General features: G+C 42.9%; 17 protein-coding genes. 4 read left to right on the top strand and 13 right to left on the bottom strand.

Going from position 1 to position 21,917, the window contains the following annotated elements; genetic code table 11:
* Window positions 1-113: 113 nt before the first annotated feature.
* Together F0249_RS06095 and F0249_RS06100 are read right to left on the bottom strand one after the other, a co-directional pair.
* Entirely contained in the window at window positions 114-3,494 is a 3,381-nt protein-coding gene (locus F0249_RS06095) for an AraC family transcriptional regulator (protein ID WP_171756147.1), read from the bottom strand.
* 263 nt (window positions 3,495-3,757) lie between these two features.
* Window positions 3,758-4,636 carry a zinc ABC transporter substrate-binding protein gene (locus F0249_RS06100; RefSeq protein WP_171756148.1) on the bottom strand — a complete coding sequence of 293 codons (879 nt, stop codon included), beginning with the start codon at window positions 4,634-4,636 and terminating at the stop codon, window positions 3,758-3,760.
* A gap of 82 nt (window positions 4,637-4,718) precedes the next feature.
* Between F0249_RS06100 and znuC the strand changes: the two genes are divergently transcribed.
* Both znuC and znuB read left to right on the top strand, forming a co-directional pair.
* Window positions 4,719-5,504 (top strand): zinc ABC transporter ATP-binding protein ZnuC, encoded by a 786-nt coding sequence (gene znuC / locus F0249_RS06105; RefSeq protein WP_017051340.1) that lies wholly within the window; start codon window positions 4,719-4,721, stop codon window positions 5,502-5,504.
* The gene (znuB, locus tag F0249_RS06110) at window positions 5,497-6,282 is read left to right on the top strand and encodes a zinc ABC transporter permease subunit ZnuB (protein ID WP_017051341.1); all 786 of its coding nucleotides are present in this window, start codon (window positions 5,497-5,499) and stop codon (window positions 6,280-6,282) included. The genes znuC and znuB overlap by 8 nt, the downstream gene beginning before the upstream one ends.
* A 94-nt stretch (window positions 6,283-6,376) precedes the next feature.
* On the opposite strand, the gene sucD is transcribed toward znuB, so the two are convergent.
* From sucD to sdhC, 8 genes are all read right to left on the bottom strand, one after another.
* Window positions 6,377-7,249 (bottom strand): succinate--CoA ligase subunit alpha, encoded by an 873-nt coding sequence (gene sucD, locus F0249_RS06115; RefSeq protein ID WP_017051342.1) that lies wholly within the window; start codon window positions 7,247-7,249, stop codon window positions 6,377-6,379.
* Window positions 7,249-8,415, bottom strand: coding sequence for an ADP-forming succinate--CoA ligase subunit beta (sucC, locus tag F0249_RS06120; protein WP_113795843.1), 1,167 nt, complete (start codon window positions 8,413-8,415; stop codon window positions 7,249-7,251). Before sucC ends, sucD begins: the two co-directional genes overlap by 1 nt.
* 229 nt (window positions 8,416-8,644) lie before the next feature.
* Entirely contained in the window at window positions 8,645-9,850 is a 1,206-nt protein-coding gene (gene odhB / locus F0249_RS06125; RefSeq protein ID WP_017051344.1) for a 2-oxoglutarate dehydrogenase complex dihydrolipoyllysine-residue succinyltransferase, read from the bottom strand.
* Between the two features lie 28 nt (window positions 9,851-9,878).
* On the bottom strand, window positions 9,879-12,692 hold the full coding sequence (gene sucA / locus F0249_RS06130) for a 2-oxoglutarate dehydrogenase E1 component (RefSeq protein WP_171756149.1): 2,814 nt from the start codon (window positions 12,690-12,692) through the stop codon (window positions 9,879-9,881).
* A gap of 90 nt (window positions 12,693-12,782) precedes the next feature.
* Entirely contained in the window at window positions 12,783-13,496 is a 714-nt protein-coding gene (locus F0249_RS06135) for a succinate dehydrogenase iron-sulfur subunit (protein WP_017051346.1), read from the bottom strand.
* A 15-nt stretch (window positions 13,497-13,511) separates the two neighbouring features.
* Window positions 13,512-15,278, bottom strand: coding sequence for a succinate dehydrogenase flavoprotein subunit (gene sdhA, locus F0249_RS06140; protein ID WP_171756150.1), 1,767 nt, complete (start codon window positions 15,276-15,278; stop codon window positions 13,512-13,514).
* Window positions 15,279-15,626: a succinate dehydrogenase, hydrophobic membrane anchor protein gene (gene sdhD / locus F0249_RS06145; RefSeq protein ID WP_017051348.1), complete on the bottom strand. Its 348-nt coding sequence runs from the start codon at window positions 15,624-15,626 to the stop codon at window positions 15,279-15,281.
* Entirely contained in the window at window positions 15,620-16,012 is a 393-nt protein-coding gene (sdhC, locus tag F0249_RS06150) for a succinate dehydrogenase cytochrome b556 subunit (RefSeq protein WP_017051349.1), read from the bottom strand. The genes sdhD and sdhC overlap by 7 nt, the downstream gene beginning before the upstream one ends.
* Window positions 16,013-16,406: 394 nt before the next feature.
* Between sdhC and F0249_RS06155 the strand changes: the two genes are divergently transcribed.
* A complete protein-coding gene (locus tag F0249_RS06155) occupies window positions 16,407-17,696 on the top strand; it encodes a citrate synthase (RefSeq protein WP_017051350.1) in 1,290 nt (429 codons plus the stop codon).
* A 151-nt stretch (window positions 17,697-17,847) separates the two neighbouring features.
* Here the strand turns inward: F0249_RS06155 and F0249_RS06160 are convergent, their stop codons facing one another.
* Window positions 17,848-18,606, bottom strand: coding sequence for a Nif3-like dinuclear metal center hexameric protein (locus F0249_RS06160; protein WP_171756151.1), 759 nt, complete (start codon window positions 18,604-18,606; stop codon window positions 17,848-17,850).
* 99 nt (window positions 18,607-18,705) lie between these two features.
* Between F0249_RS06160 and F0249_RS06165 the strand changes: the two genes are divergently transcribed.
* The gene (locus tag F0249_RS06165; protein WP_017053252.1) at window positions 18,706-19,461 is read left to right on the top strand and encodes a DUF1853 family protein; all 756 of its coding nucleotides are present in this window, start codon (window positions 18,706-18,708) and stop codon (window positions 19,459-19,461) included.
* 172 nt (window positions 19,462-19,633) lie between these two features.
* On the opposite strand, the gene pgm is transcribed toward F0249_RS06165, so the two are convergent.
* Window positions 19,634-21,280, bottom strand: coding sequence for a phosphoglucomutase (alpha-D-glucose-1,6-bisphosphate-dependent) (gene pgm, locus F0249_RS06170; protein WP_171756152.1), 1,647 nt, complete (start codon window positions 21,278-21,280; stop codon window positions 19,634-19,636).
* 94 nt (window positions 21,281-21,374) lie between these two features.
* Complete coding sequence (gene seqA / locus F0249_RS06175; protein WP_171756153.1) at window positions 21,375-21,911, bottom strand: replication initiation negative regulator SeqA; 537 nt, start codon at window positions 21,909-21,911, stop codon at window positions 21,375-21,377.
* Window positions 21,912-21,917 lie beyond the last annotated feature (6 nt).

The following is a 21,917-nucleotide window of genomic DNA, read 5'->3' on the forward strand; positions in this document are numbered from 1 at the left end:
GGAACTCTCGTGAAACGTAATCGCACGACTAAAAATAGAACCGCACAAAGACGTTTATTTTGGTTTATTCAAAGAAAGGCTCAAGAATAGAAAGGAACATACTCACGATGAAATTATTGACCAGTATGATTCTCGACAAATTTTGATGGAGAAAGGCCAAAGTGGTGTTTGAAACGCAGGCTGAAGTATGATGGGTCATTGAAACCACATTCAAATGCGATGTCAGCTATTTTCTCACCTGCTAACAAGCTTTCACACGCCTTTTCAAGTCGATACTCATTTAAGTAATCTTTAAATGTCCGATCTAAGGCTGCTTTAAAGCGACGTTGTAAACTCCGCTCCGATACAAAAAGCATTTTAGCCGCAGAGGAAGTGCCAAAGTCTGGACTCGAGTAATTTTCACTGATTAAATGCTTCACCGAGTTTATCCATGCTTCTTCTCTTGTCAGTGTATGCGAAGGCACCGCTGAATTTTCTAGATTTATCGCCTTTTCTGGTGGCCCCTGAATTTCAAGCTCAATAATAGGCCACGACATTTCAAGGCGATTCTTAGAGTCAAAGTCATACACAAATAGCTCGCCGCCACTGATAGCAACCGAGGTGGGTAGATTTTCAATACTCAAATCAAAAGTCGACAAGTTCACGATATTGTCTTTGTGTATTGTTGGTTTAAACACTGGAACGGGAGCGCCAAAATCAGTCAATGCAATCACCAGCATCGAATCACTTTCGCTGATTTGAATGCTTAATTCCTGTCCTCGATAGCAACGCTTTAAAACGCTAGAAAAAAGAGTGTTAAACAGAATATCTAAATTAAAATAGTCAATTTGTATGTGCTGGTTCATTGCGCTGTTTTCAACTTTTACGCTTAACCCCGCTTTAATGAACTCTTCACGCCATGCATCGATAACGGCATTTAGTATTTGTAAGAAATTATGCGACTCCCTTTCTCCGCTAACATTGTCCTTATCATTAAATAGAACATTAAGTAGGTGGATAACATCGCTATATTTCTGAGTGGCCGATTTATCATCCTCTAAGTGAAGACGCGCACCCATTTCTGTTACGCTCCTTTTCGCTGCAACCGCAACATTTCCAACAAGAATATTTCGAACTTGAAATTGCTTCCTTAACTGTTGATTGTTACTTAACAATACCCGGCTCTGATTACGCAATTGATCGGTTTTTAGTAAGACCTTTGCCTTTAGGTTTCTGTTGATTTTCATGATTAAACGAGAACGCCAAAAAATAACCATCGCTACTAATATTCCCATAATGAGGAAAAAGCTAAAAATAGCAAAACTGGTCAAATACCATGGCTTTTGTATCGTAAAATTAAGTGTGGTTAATGATTGAGTATCAGGAATAATTGTTATTGATGGCCTTATTTGTAATTGATACTCACCCGGCAATAAATGAGATAAAGTCAATTGACCACCTTCGAAAGCGATCCAATCATCCTCTAGATTTAACCTGAACTCGAGCAACAATGTCGACGCTTCCGGCAAAATACCAATAAGAAAACTCAACGATGAACCATAAGGAAACTGGTAACCATCTTTTATATTTCCGCCAACCGCAATTGGAGAGTGATCAATGTTCACCTGGCTAAAAATGACTGTATTTTTCGGTGCTTTTGATACAAGTAACTCGCGCTCTTTTATCTTAACCAAACCATACTTAGAGCCCAGCACCAAGCTAATATCTTGGCCTGGCTCGGACTTATCTGTTGCACAAATCCTTGGTAAAAATTCATTCGTTATCAAACCAGATGGAGAGCCATAGTGCTTAAGCAGATCGGCACTATGGCTGTAGAAACTGAGCCCTTTTGAGCTGCTCATCCACATCCCTCTAGAAGTACTCATTAAGCATTCAGGGCTAATACTATCTTCAATTAGCGTTACAGGGGTCAGATTTTGATAATGCCTGTCGAAAGTAAATGTTCCATAACTACTTACTACCCAATACTTCCCACCTTTAGCTTGAGTAATATCGATCACTTGGCCAAAAACTTCAGACTCACGATTGAAATAGATTTTTTGTCCCGAATAAGTGTAAACACCATGATCGGTTCCAATAATTAAGTCACCGGTTTTTGTTGGTAATAGGTGAGTTATCTTCGCCGGCAGAAAACTTTCTACAATCCAGTCCTTGCCGAAACTTTTGTATGCGCCGTTCTTAATATTTAACTGTGCTAAACGTCCACGTGAAGAGAACCAGAGGCGTTCATCATCTAGTGCGACTCTATCAATTGATAAAGATTGAAATTCATCCGATAAAAGCTGACGAGTCACTCTTCTACTTTGAATATCAAACCTTAAAAGCCCTTCACCTGTTGCAAGCCATAAGTCACCGTTACCCACAACAAAATCGTTTACCCTCCCACGATATAACAGCTCAGGTTCACCCCCTTTTCGGTGTTGGTAAATACCAGTCGTAGTCGCGACTAAATTACCCAAGCGAGGGTCCTGGGCAATTTTAACCATTGAAGAATCGCTAAAAAGAGAGAGTAACTTTCGTTCTGAAACCCGAGTGAATTTTTTACTATGTAATGAGTAATATCGAATGCCACGATCTGTCGCGATCCACATACCGCCAAGTTCATCATTCAAGAGGGCATAAATTTTATCACCTAACAAAGAGAAGTTGTCTTGTGAACTGGACGTCACCTTGCGAACAACTCCAGTCAGCAATGAGTAGACGAATAGTCCGTGCTCTGTGCCAATCCAATACTCTTGGTTCGTTTCCGCAAACGACAAAACATGCGAATCACCAATGAATGGGCCAATTTTGCTTGGGGCGTTGAGATCAATAATGAGCGCACCACGTAAAGTGCCAATTAATAGCTCTCGGCGGCTAGATGAGAAGTATATTTTTTCTGTGAAGTTCTTTTTCGAATTGGCAATGTGGGTAAATTGATCACCATCCGAAAGATATGATCCAGAGGTCGTTGCTAATACCCATTTAGATAAAACACGCTGTGCATCATTGATATAGACATAACTACTCTGATTATGTTTATACAGTTCAAGTAAAGAGTAGGTCTCTATTTCACTTGTAGTGACATCATAAGTATAGAAGTTAGAGTCATCACTGACCCAAATATAATTGTTTGATGAGCCTATTTTTCTAATTTCAGACCCGGGCTCTAAGCTAAAGATAAGCTCTTTTTTCTGGCTAGGGTAACTCCGGTAGACTTCATTAGCAGCAAAGCTCCAGAAACTGTCATTTAAATAAGCTAGCTGATCACCTACGGAGTCAAGTAGGCTACCATTTCGTGGCAGTAAGTGACGCCCATCATAAAATAAAACGTTGCTGTGTACATCTTGAACCCATATTCCACCATTACTACTCAAATGTAAGTTTTTTGCAGCCAAAAACTTCCCTTCAGATTGAATAGGTAAAGGGTAAAATATTGAAGGTGAATGCTCTTCTGCTAGCCCATTGAATGCGATACTAGCAATAAGAAGTACTCGTAAACAGTAGCTCAGCAAGCGCTATCCTTAAGTAATAATCAAATTAAAATATATACCTCAAAGGCACTTTAATAAAATGATAAATCACCATTCTGTGCCAATAACGACACATATAGTAGCTGATTTTTATTTTAAGGGGAATGTGACGGTAAGCGGTTGATCAAATTTAATTTTTTAATCTCGAATATTTATATTAAATAGAGAAAAGTCAGCTAAGACACATAATAGTTTTGTATTTATCATGTGCCTTGTTCGTTAATATGGTCTTAGTCAATTAAAGCTTAACGTTGCAAGCATGAAGAGTAACTGTTCGCCATCCCTTTGATAAACTCAAAATAAGCACCATCTTTAACCTCGATTTGAGAGCCAACAGGATCAAGAATACCAATCGTCACATTCGTTCCGCGAGTCACTGATTCAATGACAGCAGGCGTAAATTGTGGTTCAGAGAAGACACATTGGATATCATTTTCTCTTAGGGCTTTACGTATTTTAATTAACGTTTTAGCGCCCGGCTTACGGTCTGGACTCACGGTAAAGTGGCCTAAGTTATTAAGCTCAAACTCTTGTTCAAAATAGCCATAAGCGTCATGAAATACATAATAGCCTTCCGTTTTGACCGGAGCCAGTATCGCCGACACGTCCGCTTCTGTTGCTAGCAAACGTTGGCTAAAGTCATTCAGATTCTTTTGATATAAGCTTTGGTTCTTGCTGTCACTTTGAATCAATCTTGCTGTAATCGCTTCTGCTACCTGAAGCGATGGCTTTAAACCAAGCCAAAAATGTGGATCATGACTGCCATGATCGTGGCCAGCATGACTTTCGTGACCTCCCCCAAACTCTCTCAGTGGCAGCCCTTTAATTTCGCTAATGGTCAGTACATTTTTTTGACTGCTGATCACTTTGCTTAAAAACGGTTCAAGTTCAGGACCAAACCAAACAATAAGACCTGCATTATTGATTTTTTTTACATCCGACGGTTTAAGCGCATAGTCATGAGGAGATGCATTGGAACTTAAAATAACATCTGGCTCTACGACTCCCTTTGTCAGCTCATGGGTGATCATTTGTATCGGTTTAATACTGGTTAGAATTGTCGATGCCCATGCTGCTGAAGGTAAACACAAAGCAACGAGAACAAGATAAGTAAATCGGAACATAAAGCCTCAAATGGAAACAGTAGCGTGGGTAAGTCATAAATGTTACATTATAACATTAGTTAATTGCAAATGAGTTCTATTCATGTCGACGTTAGTCAAACTGAACAACGTAAGTGTCGATTTTGGTGAGAAGCGCGTGCTAGATAGCATCAACCTGACTCTCGAAAAGGGTAAAATCACCACACTTATTGGCCCTAATGGTGCTGGTAAATCTACCTTAGTCAAAGTTATTTTAGGTTTACATAACCAATACGATGGCTCTATCAACAGACTAAAATCACTCAAAATTGGCTATGTTCCCCAGAAACTAAAACTTAACGACTCACTACCGCTCGATGTAAAACGTTTTCTTAAGATGTCAGGCAAGTTTTCAGCCCAAGAGTTGACTGAAGCACTACGTTTAGTTGGTGGTGAACACTTAATGCACAACAACATGCATCAGCTCTCTGGCGGTGAAAACCAACGTGTTTTAATTGCCCGTTCATTACTAAGAAGACCCGATTTATTGGTGCTCGACGAGCCAGCTCAAGGCGTTGATATTCAGGGGCAAATTGATCTCTATAATCTGATCGACGCGATCAGGCATCGCTTTGGATGTAGTGTCTTTATGGTCTCCCATGACCTACACCTTGTGATGGCAAAAACGGACAATGTCATCTGTCTTCATCATCATATCTGTTGTTCAGGTGCGCCCGCTGATATTACACAGCACCCTTCATATATCGCACTGTTTGGTTCAGCGACGAAGGAGTCGTTGGCTTTTTATCATCACCAACATGATCACCACCACCATGATCTTTCTGGTCAGGCGGTAAAAGGTGACGCCGATTCTTGTTCTCACCACAGCCACGGACATCGTCATGATTGAGTTTCTACTTCCTTCTATCCTTGCAGGACTTGGTATTGCAGTGATTGCGGGACCATTAGGTTCATTTGTCGTGTGGCGAAAGATGGCCTACTTCGGCGATACTCTTGCACACGCTTCACTTATGGGGCTTGCGTTAGGTTTTTTATTAGATATTAATTTGTATTTAGCACTATTAGTTTGCTGCTTAGGCTTAGCGGTTTTACTCGTCACATTACAAAAACAAAAACTTGTCGCGACCGATACTCTACTTGGCATTCTTGCACATAGCTCTTTATCACTGGGTTTAGTTGCAGTCAGCTTTTTAGACAATGTTCGAGTTGATTTAATGAGCTATTTATTTGGTGATTTACTCGCTGTATCGCCAGCGGATCTTGGCTTCATCTATCTTGGCGTACTCACGGTTAGTTGCATCTTATTCATCTTCTGGCGTCCACTGCTCTCCACAACGGTAAGTGAAGATTTAGCCGCAGTTGAAGGCATTAATATTGATTTGATGCGATTAATTTTGATGTTACTGGTCGGTTTGGTCATCGCGATTGGGATGAAGTTTGTCGGCGCACTAATCATGACGTCACTACTGATTATTCCAGCAGCAACGGCAAGGAAGTTCGCGAGAACGCCAGAACAGATGGCTGGCATCGCCTCGCTCATTGGTGCGGTAGCTGTTTTAGCCGGGTTAAGTTTGTCTTGGCACTTTGATACCCCGGCAGGTCCTTCAGTCGTCATCAGTGCAACAGCAATGTTCATGCTCAGCCAAGTAGTCAAAGTTAAAAACTAGCCATTCTGTTTTTAGTTTTAGATAAACAAAAACCCCGAGCCAAAAAGCTCGGGGTTTATATTATTTATTCATCACAACGGATGAGTAGTCAGGTTTACCAACCAGTAATTTCACGCAATGCTTTACCAATATCAGCAAGGCTTTTCACTGTTTTCACGCCCGCTTCTTCTAATGCTGCAAATTTGTCTTCAGCAGTACCTTTACCACCAGAGATAATTGCACCAGCGTGACCCATACGCTTACCAGGAGGCGCGGTTACACCTGCAATGTAAGAAACAACAGGCTTAGTGACGTTTGCTTTGATATAAGCAGCGGCTTCTTCTTCCGCTGTACCACCGATTTCACCGATCATAACAATCGCTTCAGTTTCAGGGTCTTCTTGGAAAAGCTTAAGAATATCGATGAAGTTAGAGCCCGGGATAGGGTCACCACCAATACCAACACACGTTGATTGGCCAAAGCCTTCATCAGTCGTTTGCTTAACCGCTTCGTAAGTTAATGTACCTGAACGAGATACGATACCAACTTTACCTTTCTTATGAATGTGACCAGGCATAATGCCAATCTTACACTCATCAGGAGTAATGACGCCTGGGCAGTTAGGCCCAATCATCACCACGCCCGCTTCATCTAAACGTACTTTAACGTCCAGCAAGTCAAGCGTAGGAATGCCTTCAGTGATCGTTACAATTAGCTTAATGCCTGCGTCGATCGCTTCAAGAATCGCATCTTTACAGAAAGGAGCCGGTACGTAGATAACTGAAGCCGTAGCGCCCGTTTCTTCAACCGCTTGGCGAACCGTATTAAACACAGGCAAACCTAAGTGAGTTTGACCACCTTTACCAGGCGACACACCACCAACCATTTGCGTACCGTATGCGATAGCTTGCTCAGAGTGGAATGTACCTTGACCGCCAGTAAAGCCTTGGCAGATAACTTTCGTATCTTTATTAATTAATACAGACATTATTTGCCCTCCGCTGCAGCAACGACTTTTTCAGCTGCTTCTGTTAGAGACGTTGCAGCGATGATATTTAGACCACTTTCCGCAAGTTTTTGAGAACCTAAAGGTGCATTGTTACCTTCAAGACGAACAACAACTGGCACTTTCACACCAACCTCTTCTACTGCACCGATGATGCCATCAGCGATGAGATCACAACGAACAATACCACCGAAGATATTAACAAGAACGGCTTTAACATTGGTGTCAGATAGGATGATCTTGAATGCTTCTGTTACACGTTCTTTGGTTGCGCCGCCACCTACATCTAGGAAGTTAGCAGGTTGGCCACCGTGTAGGTTTACGATGTCCATCGTACCCATAGCAAGGCCTGCGCCGTTAACCATACAACCAATGCTACCGTCTAGTGCAACATAGTTAAGTTCCCATTGTGCTGCATGTGCTTCGCGCTCATCTTCTTGAGATGGATCGTGCATTTCACGCAGTTTAGGTTGACGGTACATCGCATTTGAATCGATATTGATTTTACCATCAAGACATAGAAGATTACCTTCTGCCGTCACAACCAATGGGTTAATTTCAAGTAGAGCTAAGTCATACTGAGCAAACATATTGCCAAGACCCATAAAGATCTTAACGAATTGTTTGATTTGATCGCCAACTAGGCCAAGTTTAAATGCCAGTTCACGACCTTGATAAGCTTGAGGGCCGACAAGAGGATCAATTGCTGCTTGGTGAATCAACTCTGGAGTCTCTTCTGCAATCTTCTCAATGTCCACACCACCTTCAGTTGATGCCATGAATACGATACGACGAGTCGCACGATCTACCACTGCGCCAAGGTAAAGTTCATTGGCAATATTTGATGCTTCTTCAACCAGAATTTTAGTCACCGGTTGTCCATTTGCATCAGTTTGGAAAGTCACTAGGTTTTTACCAAGCCACTTTTGTGCAAACTCTTTAACACCATCTTTAGTGTCATGCAGTTCTACGCCGCCCGCTTTACCACGACCACCTGCGTGAACTTGACATTTTACGACTTTCTTTTCAGTGCTAATTCGGCCAGCCGCTTCGAAAGCTTCTTGAGGTGTATCACACGCAAAACCTTCTGGTACTGGTAAACCGAATTCTGCAAACAGCTGTTTGGCTTGATATTCATGCAAATTCATTGTGTTATTCCATTTGTTTATCCCTTAAGGGATTTATTATTTCCATTAGACAATCAGCATAATACTGAGTCAGGCGTCTGTAGGGTTACTCTTGAGCGAGTGCCAAGTAATGTCGACTCATTACCCGACTTTTAAAAGGCTAGGTGTTGAGCTGCCTAGCCTGAATTCATTGGGAGCTTAATCATTAAGCCCCCTCTTTTACGTTTGGTTATACTAAACGCTTGTTGTACTAAACGTTGAGTAGTAAGCGAGCAGGATCTTCTAGCAACTCTTTAATTGTTACTAGGAAGCCAACCGACTCACGACCATCAATTAAACGGTGATCGTATGACAATGCCAAATACATCATTGGTAAGATTTCAACTTTACCATCTACCGCCATTGGGCGTTCTTGGATTTTATGCATACCAAGAATTGCTGCTTGTGGTGGGTTGATGATTGGCGTTGACATTAATGAACCGAACACACCACCATTGGTGATAGTGAAGTTTCCGCCCATAATTTCGTCAACGGTCAGTTTGCCGTCTCGACCTTTAATCGCAAGCTCTTTAATGCCTTTTTCAATATCAGCAAAATCGAGTGTATCGCAGTCTTTTAGAACTGGAGTCACAAGACCGCGCGGCGTTGATACCGCCATACTGATGTCGAAGTAGTTGTGATAAACAATGTCATCACCATCAATAGACGCATTCACTTCAGGGTAACGCTTCAATGCTTCAGTTACTGCTTTCACGTAGAAAGACATGAAACCTAGGCGAGTACCATGACGCTCTTCGAATTGGTCTTTGTACTGTTTACGAAGATCCATAATCGGCTTCATGTTCACTTCGTTAAACGTCGTCAACATTGCCGTGCTGTTTTTCGCTTCAAGCAGACGGTTAGCGACTGTTTTACGTAAGCGAGTCATCGGTACACGTTTTTGAGTACGTGCCGCCGCTGGCGCTTCAACTTCAGGTGCAGCAACAACTGGTGCCGATTTTGCTGCGGCTAAGTGCGCATCAATATCTTCGCGAGTGATACGGCCACCAACACCAGTGCCTTTCACTTGACTTGCTTCCAAGCCATGTTCACCAAGTAAACGGCGAACGGCTGGGCTTAGAGCGTCATTAGATTCTTCCGTTAATGTCGCTTTATGGCGCTTATCCGGAGAGGATTCAGTATCTTCAGCAGTGTCCGTTGTCGGTTCACCCGCAACAGCTCCTGGCTTGATTCGAGCGATAAGCTGCTTCGAAAGAACCGTTGCACCTTCTTCTTCGATAATTGCTTCCAGAACACCCGCTTCAGGAGCTGGTACTTCTAGTACAACTTTATCAGTTTCAATATCAACAATAACTTCGTCACGAGCAACCGCTTCACCTGGTTTCTTGTGCCAAGTTGCTACTGTCGCATCTGCAACTGATTCAGGTAAATCTGGAACCAGAATTTCAATTGTCATATCTGTTTCGTCCTTATTCTTCTAGTTCTTAAGCTAGGGTCAAAGCGTCGTCAACTAACGCTTTCTGCTGTTTCAAGTGTACTGACATATAACCAACCGCTGGAGATGCAGAAGCTGCACGTCCCGCGTATTTAAGATCAGCGCCTGCAGGAATTGCGGCTCTGAAGTTATGCTGGCTAGAGTACCAAGCGCCTTGGTTTTGCGGCTCTTCTTGGCACCATACGAAATCCACTACATTGGTATATTGTGCAATTGCCGCTTCCACTTCCTCTTTAGGGAATGGGTAAATCTGCTCGATTCGGACAATCGCTACGTCTTCTTGCTCGTTTTTACGGCGCTGCTCTAACAAGTCGTAATAAACTTTACCAGAACAGAACACAACACGTTTCACACCTGACGCATCTAAATCATCCACTTCTGCAATGGCAGGTTGGAATGAGCCTTCAGCTAGGTCTTCTAAAGAAGAAGTACATAACGGATGGCGCAACAATGATTTAGGAGACATCACGATAAGTGGACGACGCATAGGACGGACAACTTGACGGCGCAACATGTGATAAACCTGAGCAGGTGTTGACGGAACAACCACTTGCATATTCTGTTCAGCACACAGCTGTAAGTAACGCTCTAAACGTGCTGACGAGTGCTCGGGACCTTGACCTTCATAACCATGAGGAAGCAACATCGTTAAGCCACATAGTCGTGCCCACTTCTGCTCACCTGATGAAATAAATTGGTCAATAACCACTTGAGCACCATTGGCGAAATCACCAAATTGAGCTTCCCAAAGAGTTAACCCACCCGGCTCTGCGGTTGCGTAACCGTATTCAAATGCTAATACCGCTTCTTCAGAAAGAACCGAATCAAACACTTGGAAAGGACCTTGGCTATCGTGGATATTCGCAAGAGGAACGTAAGTACTCGCATCATCTTGGTTATGCAAAACAGAGTGTCGATGGAAGAAAGTACCACGACCAGAATCTTGGCCTGAGATACGAATACGCTTACCATCATCAACTAATGTTGCATATGCTAATGTTTCTGCCATACCCCAATCGAGTTGTTTTTCACCCAACATCATTGCGGTACGATCGTTATAAAGCTTATTAACACGGCTTTGTAGTTTATGGCTGTCTGGATATTGGCATAATCGATTACCAAGCTCTTTTAAGCGCTCAATATCAATTTTGTGATCCCATTCCATATTCCACTCATGGCCTAAATATGGAGACCAATCCACAGAGTGTAATGTCATAGGACGCCACTCTTTAACCACGACTTCACCATGGTCAAGCGCATCTCGATATTCGTTAACTAGCTGCGTTGCCGTTTCAATATCAAATTCACCGCGATCAATCAGCACATCAGCATACAGCTTACGTGGTGTTGGGTGTTTTTTGATTTTTTGATACATCAGTGGCTGAGTTGCATTCGGCTCATCGGCTTCGTTATGGCCATGACGGCGATAACAAACCAAATCAATCACGACATCACGCTTAAATGTATTACGGTAATCAAGCGCTAATCGTGCAATAAATGCTACCGCTTCTGGGTCATCGGCATTCACGTGGAAAATTGGGGCCTGAACCATCTTCGCGATATCAGTACAATACATAGTAGAGCGTGTATCACGAGGGTTAGATGTAGTGAAACCAACTTGGTTATTCACCACGATACGAACCGTACCACCCACACAGAAACCACGCGCTTGAGACATATTAAACGTCTCTTGTACTACACCTTGACCAGCAATCGCAGAGTCACCATGAATTGTAATTGGTAGAACACGGCTACCATCACAATCGCCTAAACGATCTTGACGAGCACGAACGGAACCAATAACTACAGGGTTTACGATTTCTAAGTGAGAAGGGTTAAACGCAAGAACTAGATGGACATCACCGCCAGGAGCAGCAAAGTCAGCAGAGAAACCTTGGTGATATTTAACATCGCCGGTTCCCCATGTGTCATCGTGCTTTTTACCCGCAAATTCATCAAACAGATCTTGTGGCTTTTTACCCAGTACGTTAACCAGCATGTTTAAACGACCACGGTGGGCCATTCCAACAACCACTTCACGCATACCTTGACCACCAGCATGACGAATGATCTCTTTCGTCATTGGAATCAACGCGTCACCACCTTCTAAAGAGAATCGTTTTGCACCGGGGAATTTAGCGCCAAGATAGCGTTCTAGACCTTCAGCTGCTGTCAGCTCATCTAGAAATGCTCTCTTCTCTTCTTTATTAAATGATGGTTGACCAGAAACAGACTCTAAACGTTGTTGAATCCAACGTTTCTGTTCTGTATTAGTCATATGCATGTATTCTGCACCGATTGAACCACAATAAGTTTGCTTCAACACTTTATGCAGATCTTTCAATACCATGGTCTCTTGACCAATAGCGAAAGAACCTACGTTGAATGTTTCATTGAGGTCTTCATCAGTGAGTGTATGAAATGATGGATCCAGTTCAGCGACTGCATCTCTTTTCCATAACCCAAGCGGGTCTAGGTTTGCAGCTTGATGCCCACGGAAACGGTAAGCATTGATAAGTTGCAGTACTTTTACTTGTTTTGCATCGACATCGGGATCACTAACTTGGACATTGTAATGCTTTGTTTCTTGCGCGAGTCGACGGAAGTAATCACGGACACGTGAATGCGGTTGTTCAACCACTTCTGATGCTTGCGTAGGCAACTCATCAAATACACGTTTCCACTCCTCACTTACCAGATCAGGATCGCTAAGATACAGTTCGTAGAGTTCTTCTACATAAGTTGCATTGGCGCCAGCCAAGTGTGAAGACTCGAGCCATGCCTTCATCACGCCGTTCTGCATATTTTCCCTTAACCAGTAGTTTCACATTCGCTGCGGTCTATGCCGAGCTATAAACGCTGGCTCAACATGAGCCAGCAATTTTATTGTTTATTAAACCGAACGATTTACCAACATTGACTTGATATGGCCAATTGCTTTCGTCGGATTAAGTCCCTTAGGACAAACACTTACACAGTTCATGATGCCATGGCAACGAAAAACACTAAATGCGTCGTCAAGATTAGATAAACGTTCATCTGTAGCGGTATCACGGCTATCAATTAGCCAACGATACGCCGCAAGAAGACCCGCTGGTCCGATGAATTTATCAGGGTTCCACCAAAACGACGGGCATGAAGTGGTACAACATGCACACATGATACATTCATACAGACCATCTAAATGAGCACGTTCATCTGGACTTTGTAGGTTTTCGCGCGCTGGTGGTACGTTACCATCAGACACCAAGAATGGTTTCACTTTTTCATAGTTGTCATAGAATTGAGTCATATCGACAATCAAGTCACGAACCACGGGAAGACCCGGTAAAGGTCTAATCACGATAGTATCTTGTGTCATCAATGCAGACAACGATGTGATACACGCTAAGCCATTCTTACCGTTCATATTCAAACCATCTGAACCACACACACCTTCACGGCATGAACGACGGAATGAAATACTCGCATCTTGCTCTTTCAGTAAAATAAGCGCATCCAACAACATCATGTCAGAGCCTTCTTCTACTTCTAAAGTATAATCCTTCATGTACGGCTTTTGATCGACGTCCGGATTATATCGGTACAAAGAGAATTTCAATTTCATAATAGTGTCCTCTCCTTAGTACGTACGAGCTTTCGGTGGGAATGCTTCACGGTGAACCGGTTCCATATTCACATTACGCTTAGACATAGACTCTGTCTCAGGGTTGTAAACGGAGTGGCATAGCCAATTTGCATCGTCACGCTCAGGGAAGTCAAAGCGAGCATGAGCGCCACGACTTTCAGTTCGGTAGTTCGCCGCAACAGCTGTTGCAAATGCGGTTTCCATCAAGTTTTCTAACTCTAAACACTCGATACGTTGAGTGTTGAATTCTGTCGACTTGTCAGAAAGGTGGGCATTTTTCAGACGTTCACGGATAACTTTAAGCTCTTCCAAGCCTTTAGCCATTGCATCGCCTTCACGGAATACCGAGAAGTTATTTTGCATACACTGTTGAAGATCTTTACGAATTTGAGCTGGGTCTTCGCCACCGGTACTGTTTTCCCAACGGTTATAACGCTCAAGAGATTTCTCAATATCCGCTTCAGTCGCGGGTTTAGCTTCCGCTTGCTTATCGAGTGTTTCACCCAAGTGAAGACCAGTCGCACGTCCAAATACAACCAAATCAAGCAGTGAGTTGCCACCTAAGCGGTTCGCGCCATGTACCGATACTGATGCAATTTCACCACATGCGAATAAACCTTGGATTTCGACATCCGCACCCGATTCGTCTTGCTTAATTGCCTGACCAGAAACTTGAGTCGGAACGCCGCCCATCATGTAGTGACACGTTGGGATAACTGGAATCGGCTCTTTCACTGGATCAACGTGAGCAAACGTACGAGAGAGCTCACAAACACCAGGAAGACGCGACTCAAGCGTATCTTTACCTAAGTGATCCAGTTTCAGCTTAATGTGTGGACCCCAAGGACCATCACAACCGCGTCCTTCACGGATCTCGATCATCATTGAACGAGCAACCACATCACGACCCGCTAAGTCTTTCGCATTCGGAGCATAACGCTCCATGAAACGTTCGCCATCTTTATTCAGAAGGTAACCACCTTCACCACGACAGCCTTCAGTAACAAGAACGCCTGCGCCAGCAATACCCGTTGGGTGGAACTGCCACATTTCGATGTCTTGCATTGGTACGCCTGCACGAATCGCCATGCCAACACCATCGCCTGTATTGATATGGGCGTTAGTTGTTGAAGCGTAAATACGGCCAGCACCACCAGTCGCTAGGATCGTTGCTTTAGATTTAAAGTAACAAACTTCGCCAGTTTCCATGCATAACGCCGTTGTTCCAAGAATGGCACCATCTTCATTTTTAACAAGATCAAGTGCATACCACTCAGAAAACACTGTCGTTTTATGCTTAATGTTTTGCTGGTAAAGCGTATGCAGCAATGCGTGACCCGTACGGTCTGCCGCTGCTGCAGTACGAGCGGCTTGCTCGCCACCAAAATTCTTAGATTGGCCACCAAACGGACGTTGGTAAATAGTGCCATTATCAAAGCGAGAGAATGGAAGCCCCATTTTCTCTAGTTCAATAACGGACTCAGGACCATTTTTACACATGTACTCAATCGCATCTTGGTCTCCAATATAATCAGAGCCCTTTACCGTATCGTACATATGTTGTTCCCAGTGATCTTCATGCGCATTACCAAGAGCAACGGTAATACCGCCTTGTGCAGATACAGTATGAGAACGAGTAGGAAAAACTTTTGAAAGCAATGCACAAGATAGGCCTTGCTCTGAAATTTGTAGCGCGGCACGCATGCCAGCACCACCAGCGCCAATTACTACGGCATCAAACTCACGAACAGGAATAGTCACTTACGCACCCCACAAAATAAATAGGCCAGAGAAAAAGTATCCAAGCAATACGGCAACAATACCAAGCTGTAAACCGCCACGCAGTTTTGTGCACTTGATATAATCCGTAAGAACCTGCCATAGACCGATCCATGCATGAATCAGTACAGACAGAAGCGCAAGCATGGTGAAGACTTTAGTAAAAGTACCACCAAAGAATTGCGTCCAAGATACGTAAGAGATATCACCTGAGAAAGCACAGAAGCTCACTAGGTAAATAGTGTAAAGCGTCATAATAATTGCAGATGCACGAATTAATAGGAAATCATGCACGCCATTACGGCCAAACGATGAAACGTTGCTTACCATACTAAAACCCCCGCAAGTAATGACAATACAGCTGTCGCACCAAAAGCTACCTTCGCACTCATTGCGCCAGATTCGAGCTCTTCAAAATGTCCAAGATCCATAAGAAGATGACGAATACCACCAGCAATGTGATAAGCCAAAGCAGTTAGGATGCCCCAAAGAATAAATTTCACGAAAAAGCCATCGACAATGTCGCTTGCTTCCATGAAACCAACAGGGGAAGAGAGGGAAATAGATAGCAACCAAAGCAGGATACCAATCGCCACAAACATAATCACACCAGAAACACGGTGCAAGATTGATGCAATTGCAGTAATTGGGAATTGGATGGTCTGTAAATCTAAATTAACAGGTCTTGATTTTCTTTCTTTCACAGGCTTGCTCACTCAGCTCCATTGAGCATTTATAGTTATATACAAATTTTGGTGGCAAACCCACAAAAGTTAACATTTACCTAACATCAATCCGCCTTTAACGCCGAGTTAAATGTAATAAAAATGTTAACAACAAGACTAAAAATCCAACCTCACAATTCATTTCAGCCTTGAATTTATAAGGATTTCACCAAAATTTTCAGCATCACTATACGACTGGCAACATCTTAATACAATTGATGTAACAAATTATGCTACGTAGAACAGATTTTTAACGATTTTAATATGAAAAATCATAACAAGTGCACACAAAAAAATAGAAAAATTGACTTTAGGACCTAAGAGCAGTAAAAAATTGTCACATAAACATCCTGGACGGATTAAATAATAAACAAAGGAGATTGTTATGGCGGATAAGAAAGCTACCCTTCACGTTGAAGGTAAAGCGCCAATTGAATTGCCAATCATGGAGGGTGCATTAGGTACTCCCGTTATTGACGTTCGTACTCTAGGTTCAAATGGTTTCTTTACTTTTGACCCTGGTTTTCTTGCCACTGCGTCTTGTGAATCATCAATCACATTCATCGATGGTGATAAAGGCATTCTTTTACACCGCGGCTACCCGATTGATCAATTAGCCAATAATTCAGACTATCTAGAAGTTTGTTATATTCTACTTTATGGCGAAGCCCCTACTCGTGAACAATATGATGAATTTAAACGTATTGTTACACGTCACACCATGGTTCATGAGCAAATTGCTAGTTTCTTCCACGGCTTCCGTCGTGATGCTCACCCAATGGCAGTAATGTGTGGTGTGGTTGGAGCACTTGCGGCTTTCTATCACGATTCACTTGATATCAACAATGATACACACCGAGAAATAGCGGCATACCGTCTTATTTCTAAAATGCCGACACTGGCAGCAATGTGTTACAAATATTCAATAGGTCAACCGTTTATCTACCCACGCAATGACCTAGGCTATGCGGAAAACTTCTTACACATGATGTTTGCTAATCCATGTGAAGACTATGATGTGAATCCAATTGTCGCTCGTGCGATGGACAAAATTTTCACTCTGCATGCCGACCACGAACAAAATGCCTCAACGTCTACCGTTCGTTTAGCAGGTTCATCTGGTGCTAACCCATTTGCTTGTATCGCGGCAGGTATTGCTTCTCTATGGGGACCAGCTCACGGTGGTGCTAACGAAGCATGTCTACGTATGCTAGAAGAGATTGGTTCAGTTGATAACATCGAAGAGTATGTTGCACGAGCAAAAGACAAAGATGACCCATTCCGCTTAATGGGCTTTGGTCACCGTGTCTACAAAAACTATGATCCACGCGCAACAGTAATGCGCGAAGCTTGTCATGAAGTATTGAAAGAATTAGATATTAAAGATCCACTACTTGATGTGGCAATGGAACTTGAACGTATTGCTCTATCTGATGAGTACTTTGTTTCGAAGAAACTTTACCCGAATGTCGATTTCTACTCAGGTATCATTCTGAAAGCGATTGGTATCCCAGTATCAATGTTCACTGTAATCTTTGCTCTGTCTCGTACAGTGGGTTGGATTGCACACTGGAATGAAATGCATGCCGACCCAACTAACCGTATTGGTCGTCCTCGCCAGCTTTATACTGGTGAAGAGCAACGTGATTTCAAACCATTGCATGAACGTGAATAGCTTTTCTAAGTTCTAAGTTCTAAGTTCTAAGTTCTAAGTTCTAAGTTCTAAGTTCTAAGTTCTAAGTTCTAAGTTCTAACAAAGCATAAAGGCTTGATCAATTGATCAAGCCTTTTCATTTTTGTTTGTATGTGTAGCTGCTGAAGTGGCTTTAAACTGGATTATTGATATCAATAAATGTCACATCAAGATCGTACTCTGCCGCTAACCATTCGCCCAACGCTTTAATGCCATAACGCTCCGTTGCATGATGACCAGCAGAGAAGTAATGAATATCTTGTTCACGGGCAGTGTAAGTCGTGCGTTCAGACACTTCACCGGACATAAAAGCATCTAACCCATGCTGCGCCGCCATCTCAATATAATCTTGCCCGCCACCACTACACCAACCAATAGTCTCAATCAGCTTATCTTGATTTTCTGGTGTAATATGAAGAGGGGTACGATCAAGAACTTGGTCCATTTTTTCCGCTAATTCACTGCCTGTCATGGCTTGCTTAAAACGGCCAAACATCGCCACAGACTGCGGGTGACCTTCTAGTCCACCTTCCACATCAATATCAAGTAAACGAGCCAACTCCGCGTTGTTACCGAGCTCTGGGTGGATATCTAGCGGCAGGTGATAAGCATAAAGATTAATATCGCTTTTGATGAGGGTGCGAATTCGCTTGCCTTTCATCCCACGAATAGGTTCCGCTTCACCTTTCCAAAAATAGCCGTGATGGACGATCAGCGCATCGGCATTTAACTCTACCGCTTTGTCGATGAGAGCTTGTGAAGCCGTCACACCCGTAACCACTCGTTTGATCTCTGTTGCACCTTCAACCTGCATTCCATTAGGGCTGTAATCTTTAATAAGCTGAGGTGACAATTTTTCGTTTAAAATCTTTTCCAGCTGAATATTGTTCATTGCTTTGTCCATGTTTCTATTTATCGTAAGATTTTATACTCAAGTTACTCTACTATCCACGCTACAATGTTGAAAGGTCGCTATCTTCTAAGGAAAGAGATGAATTCGTTACAGCGTTTTTACCAATGGATAATCAACACCCCTGCTCTTTTTCAGTTACAAGCACCGTTTGAAGATTTTTCCAAACTATCGATTCCGCCTTTGGCTGACGATAAGCATTATTGCGGAAATCCTCGGCTCGGTTTTCTCTATCAATATCTCTGCACTCACGCTCTACAGCAATCACAACATTACGACCTTTCTTTAGAAGAGGTACAGATCAACGCACCTAGCGGACAAACACTTGGGGCGATCGATTTGATATTGGAAACTCCACACCAAGAGTATGAGCATTGGGAGATCGCGATTAAATTCTACCTTTTGCACCAAGGCACTTGGTTTGGCCCTAATGCCCATGATCAACTGGATAAAAAGCTATCCCGAATGTTGAATCACCAGCTGAAAATGAGCCAATCTGATCCTTTTATCCAGCAATACCCCCAATATGAGAACCGATCTGAACATCTTCTAATGCAAGGTCGGCTTTATGTAAATCCATTTGATCACGAACCGATTCCAGGACATTGCCTTGGTTACACACTCAACACGAGCCAAATATCAGGATTTTGGTGCTACCAGCATCAATGGGATCGTATTGGTCAGCCGCTTTATCACCTACCAAAAGAGTGTTGGGCTGCTGGAATTGATGTGTTTGGTCTGCCGGTTGAACGGCCAGAAGATCGCTTTATTCATGGACAGACTAAAGAGGGAGAATTTTGGTTTGTTGTACCAGACGACTGGCCAAACAATGTGTAAATGGCACGACTATCTTACAAAAAGCCACAATGAATTACTCAATGATGGTCGAGAAGTTAACCGCTTCTGAATAGAAGAACCCAGTGAGTACTGGGTTCCTAGATAGACTAAAGAGTTCGATATTTACTATTAATAGCTCTTAGTTCATACCGCACAGCTTCATCATTTCGCTTTAAAGACCTGCGGCTGCAAAGACCTGATTTACAATCTCTTGAGCTTCGGCTTCAATGGCTTTTAGATGATCTTCACCTTTAAAGCTTTCGCAGTAAATTTTGTAGATGTCTTCCGTTCCTGATGGACGCGCCGCGAACCAACCATTTTCAGTCGTCACTTTAAGACCACCAATGGCTGCACCGTTACCCGGAGCGTGAGTCAATCGAGCCGTAATCGCGTCACCCGCCAGTGTTTCTGCAGATACCATCTCAGGAGAGAGTTTCTTAAGTACGTCTTTTTGCGCACCATTAGCCACAGCTTGGATACGGTTGTACTTAGACTCACCATGTTTTGCTGCAAGCTCTTCGTAATACTGTTGTGGGTTCTTACCCGTTACCGCGGTAATTTCAGCCGCAAGCAGACAAAGAATGATGCCATCTTTATCAGTAGACCAAGGCGTACCATCTTTACGTAAGAAAGAGGCTCCAGCACTCTCTTCACCACCGAAGCCAAACTTACCTTCGTACAAGCCATCAACAAACCATTTGAAGCCAACTGGAACTTCGCAAAGTTCACGGCCTAAATCCGCAACCACACGGTCAATCAATGCACTTGATACTAGAGTTTTACCAACAGCAACTTCTTTGCCCCACCCTTCGCGGTGACGGTATAGGTAATCAATACAAACCGCTAGGAAATGGTTAGGATTCATCAAACCTTTAGAAGTCACAATGCCATGACGGTCGTAATCTGGGTCATTACCAAAAGCAAGATCGTAGTCATCTTTAAGCGCTAACAAACCTGCCATTGCATATGGCGATGAGCAGTCCATACGAACAACGCCATCTTTATCAAGTGACATAAATTGGAATGAAGGATCAATCGCTTCACTTACCAATGTAAGATCTAGGTTGTACGCTTGGCCGATTTGACGCCAGTAATCGATACCAGAACCGCCAAGTGGATCAACGCCTAGTTTCAAACCTGATTTTTGAATCGCATCCATATCAACAACATTCACTAAATCGTCGATGTATGGTTTTACCAAATCAAGCTCAACAAATAACTCTGATGCTTTTGCATCCGCTAGAGGCATACGTTTAACGCCTTGTAAGCCTTCAGTAATCAAAGCATTTGCGCGATCTTCAATCGCCTGTGTGAGTTCGCCTTCAGCAGGGCCACCGTGAACAGGGTTATATTTGATCCCGCCATCTTGAGGTGGATTATGTGATGGCGTAATAACGATACCGTCCGCTTTATCATCGTGCGTTAAGTTATAAGTTAAAATCGCATGTGATACGCCAGGCGTTGGCGTATAGCCATTATCCGCTTGAGTGATAACTTTCACACCATTGGCAATCAGTACTTCTACAACCGTTGAAAACGCAGGTTCAGACAATGCATGCGTATCTTTACCAACAAATAGAGGGCCCGTTGTGCCTTTCTCTGCACGTACTTCAGCTACGGCTTGGGCAATCGCTAAAATATGGTTCTCATTAAATGTTGATTTGTCTGCTGTACCACGGTGACCAGAGGTACCGAATAACACTTTATGATCAGAGTGACCAGGGGTAGGTTGAAGTAAGAAGTAATTTGCAACTAAAGCCGGAATATTATGTAAATCTTCTTGCTGAGCTTTCTGCCCGGCACGAGGGTGCATAGCCATTTATTGACATCCTTTTAATATAAAAACCAAAAAATAAAAAAAACCTCATAATATCGACTCTTAGCGTGGCATTATGAGGTTTAAATCAGACTTTTTAAATTGAAGCTGATACTTTTTCGATTAAGTCAGCCTGATAATTCATCCTGCTCATCAGCTGTTCTACCATCTGCCTTTTACGGCTAGTGTTATTATTGGTAATAACCCAGAAAGGCGAATTAGGGATTGCCTTTGGCTTGGTCGTATTACCATTTGCCAGTAATGTTGCTTCGTTGTCTGCAAAATAGACTCGTTTACGCCCTTTCACCTGAGTCGCTTCTGAAAAGCTCTCTGGGTTAATCGTGTGCAGAGTCGACAGTACTAACATAAATCGATCAATTGCCTTTTTCAGTGAGGCAAATTCATCTGAAATAAGTAAAGAGCGCATCTCTTTAACGCTGTCGATGTGGTTTACTTTACCCGCATCCTTACTTACAACAATACCCTGTGGCTTATTAGCTACGGGCTGTGGTTTCACAGCTTGCCCATCAACATTCAATAAACGGCGTAAAATATCCGACGCACTTTCACCGATATGTTGGGTTTGGCCAGCAATAAAACGGTATAGATCCTCATCAACCTCAATTGTTTTCATTCGCTT

The sequence above is a fragment of the Vibrio sp. 03-59-1 genome, assembly GCF_013114135.1.
Lineage (GTDB): Bacteria > Pseudomonadota > Gammaproteobacteria > Enterobacterales > Vibrionaceae > Vibrio > Vibrio cortegadensis.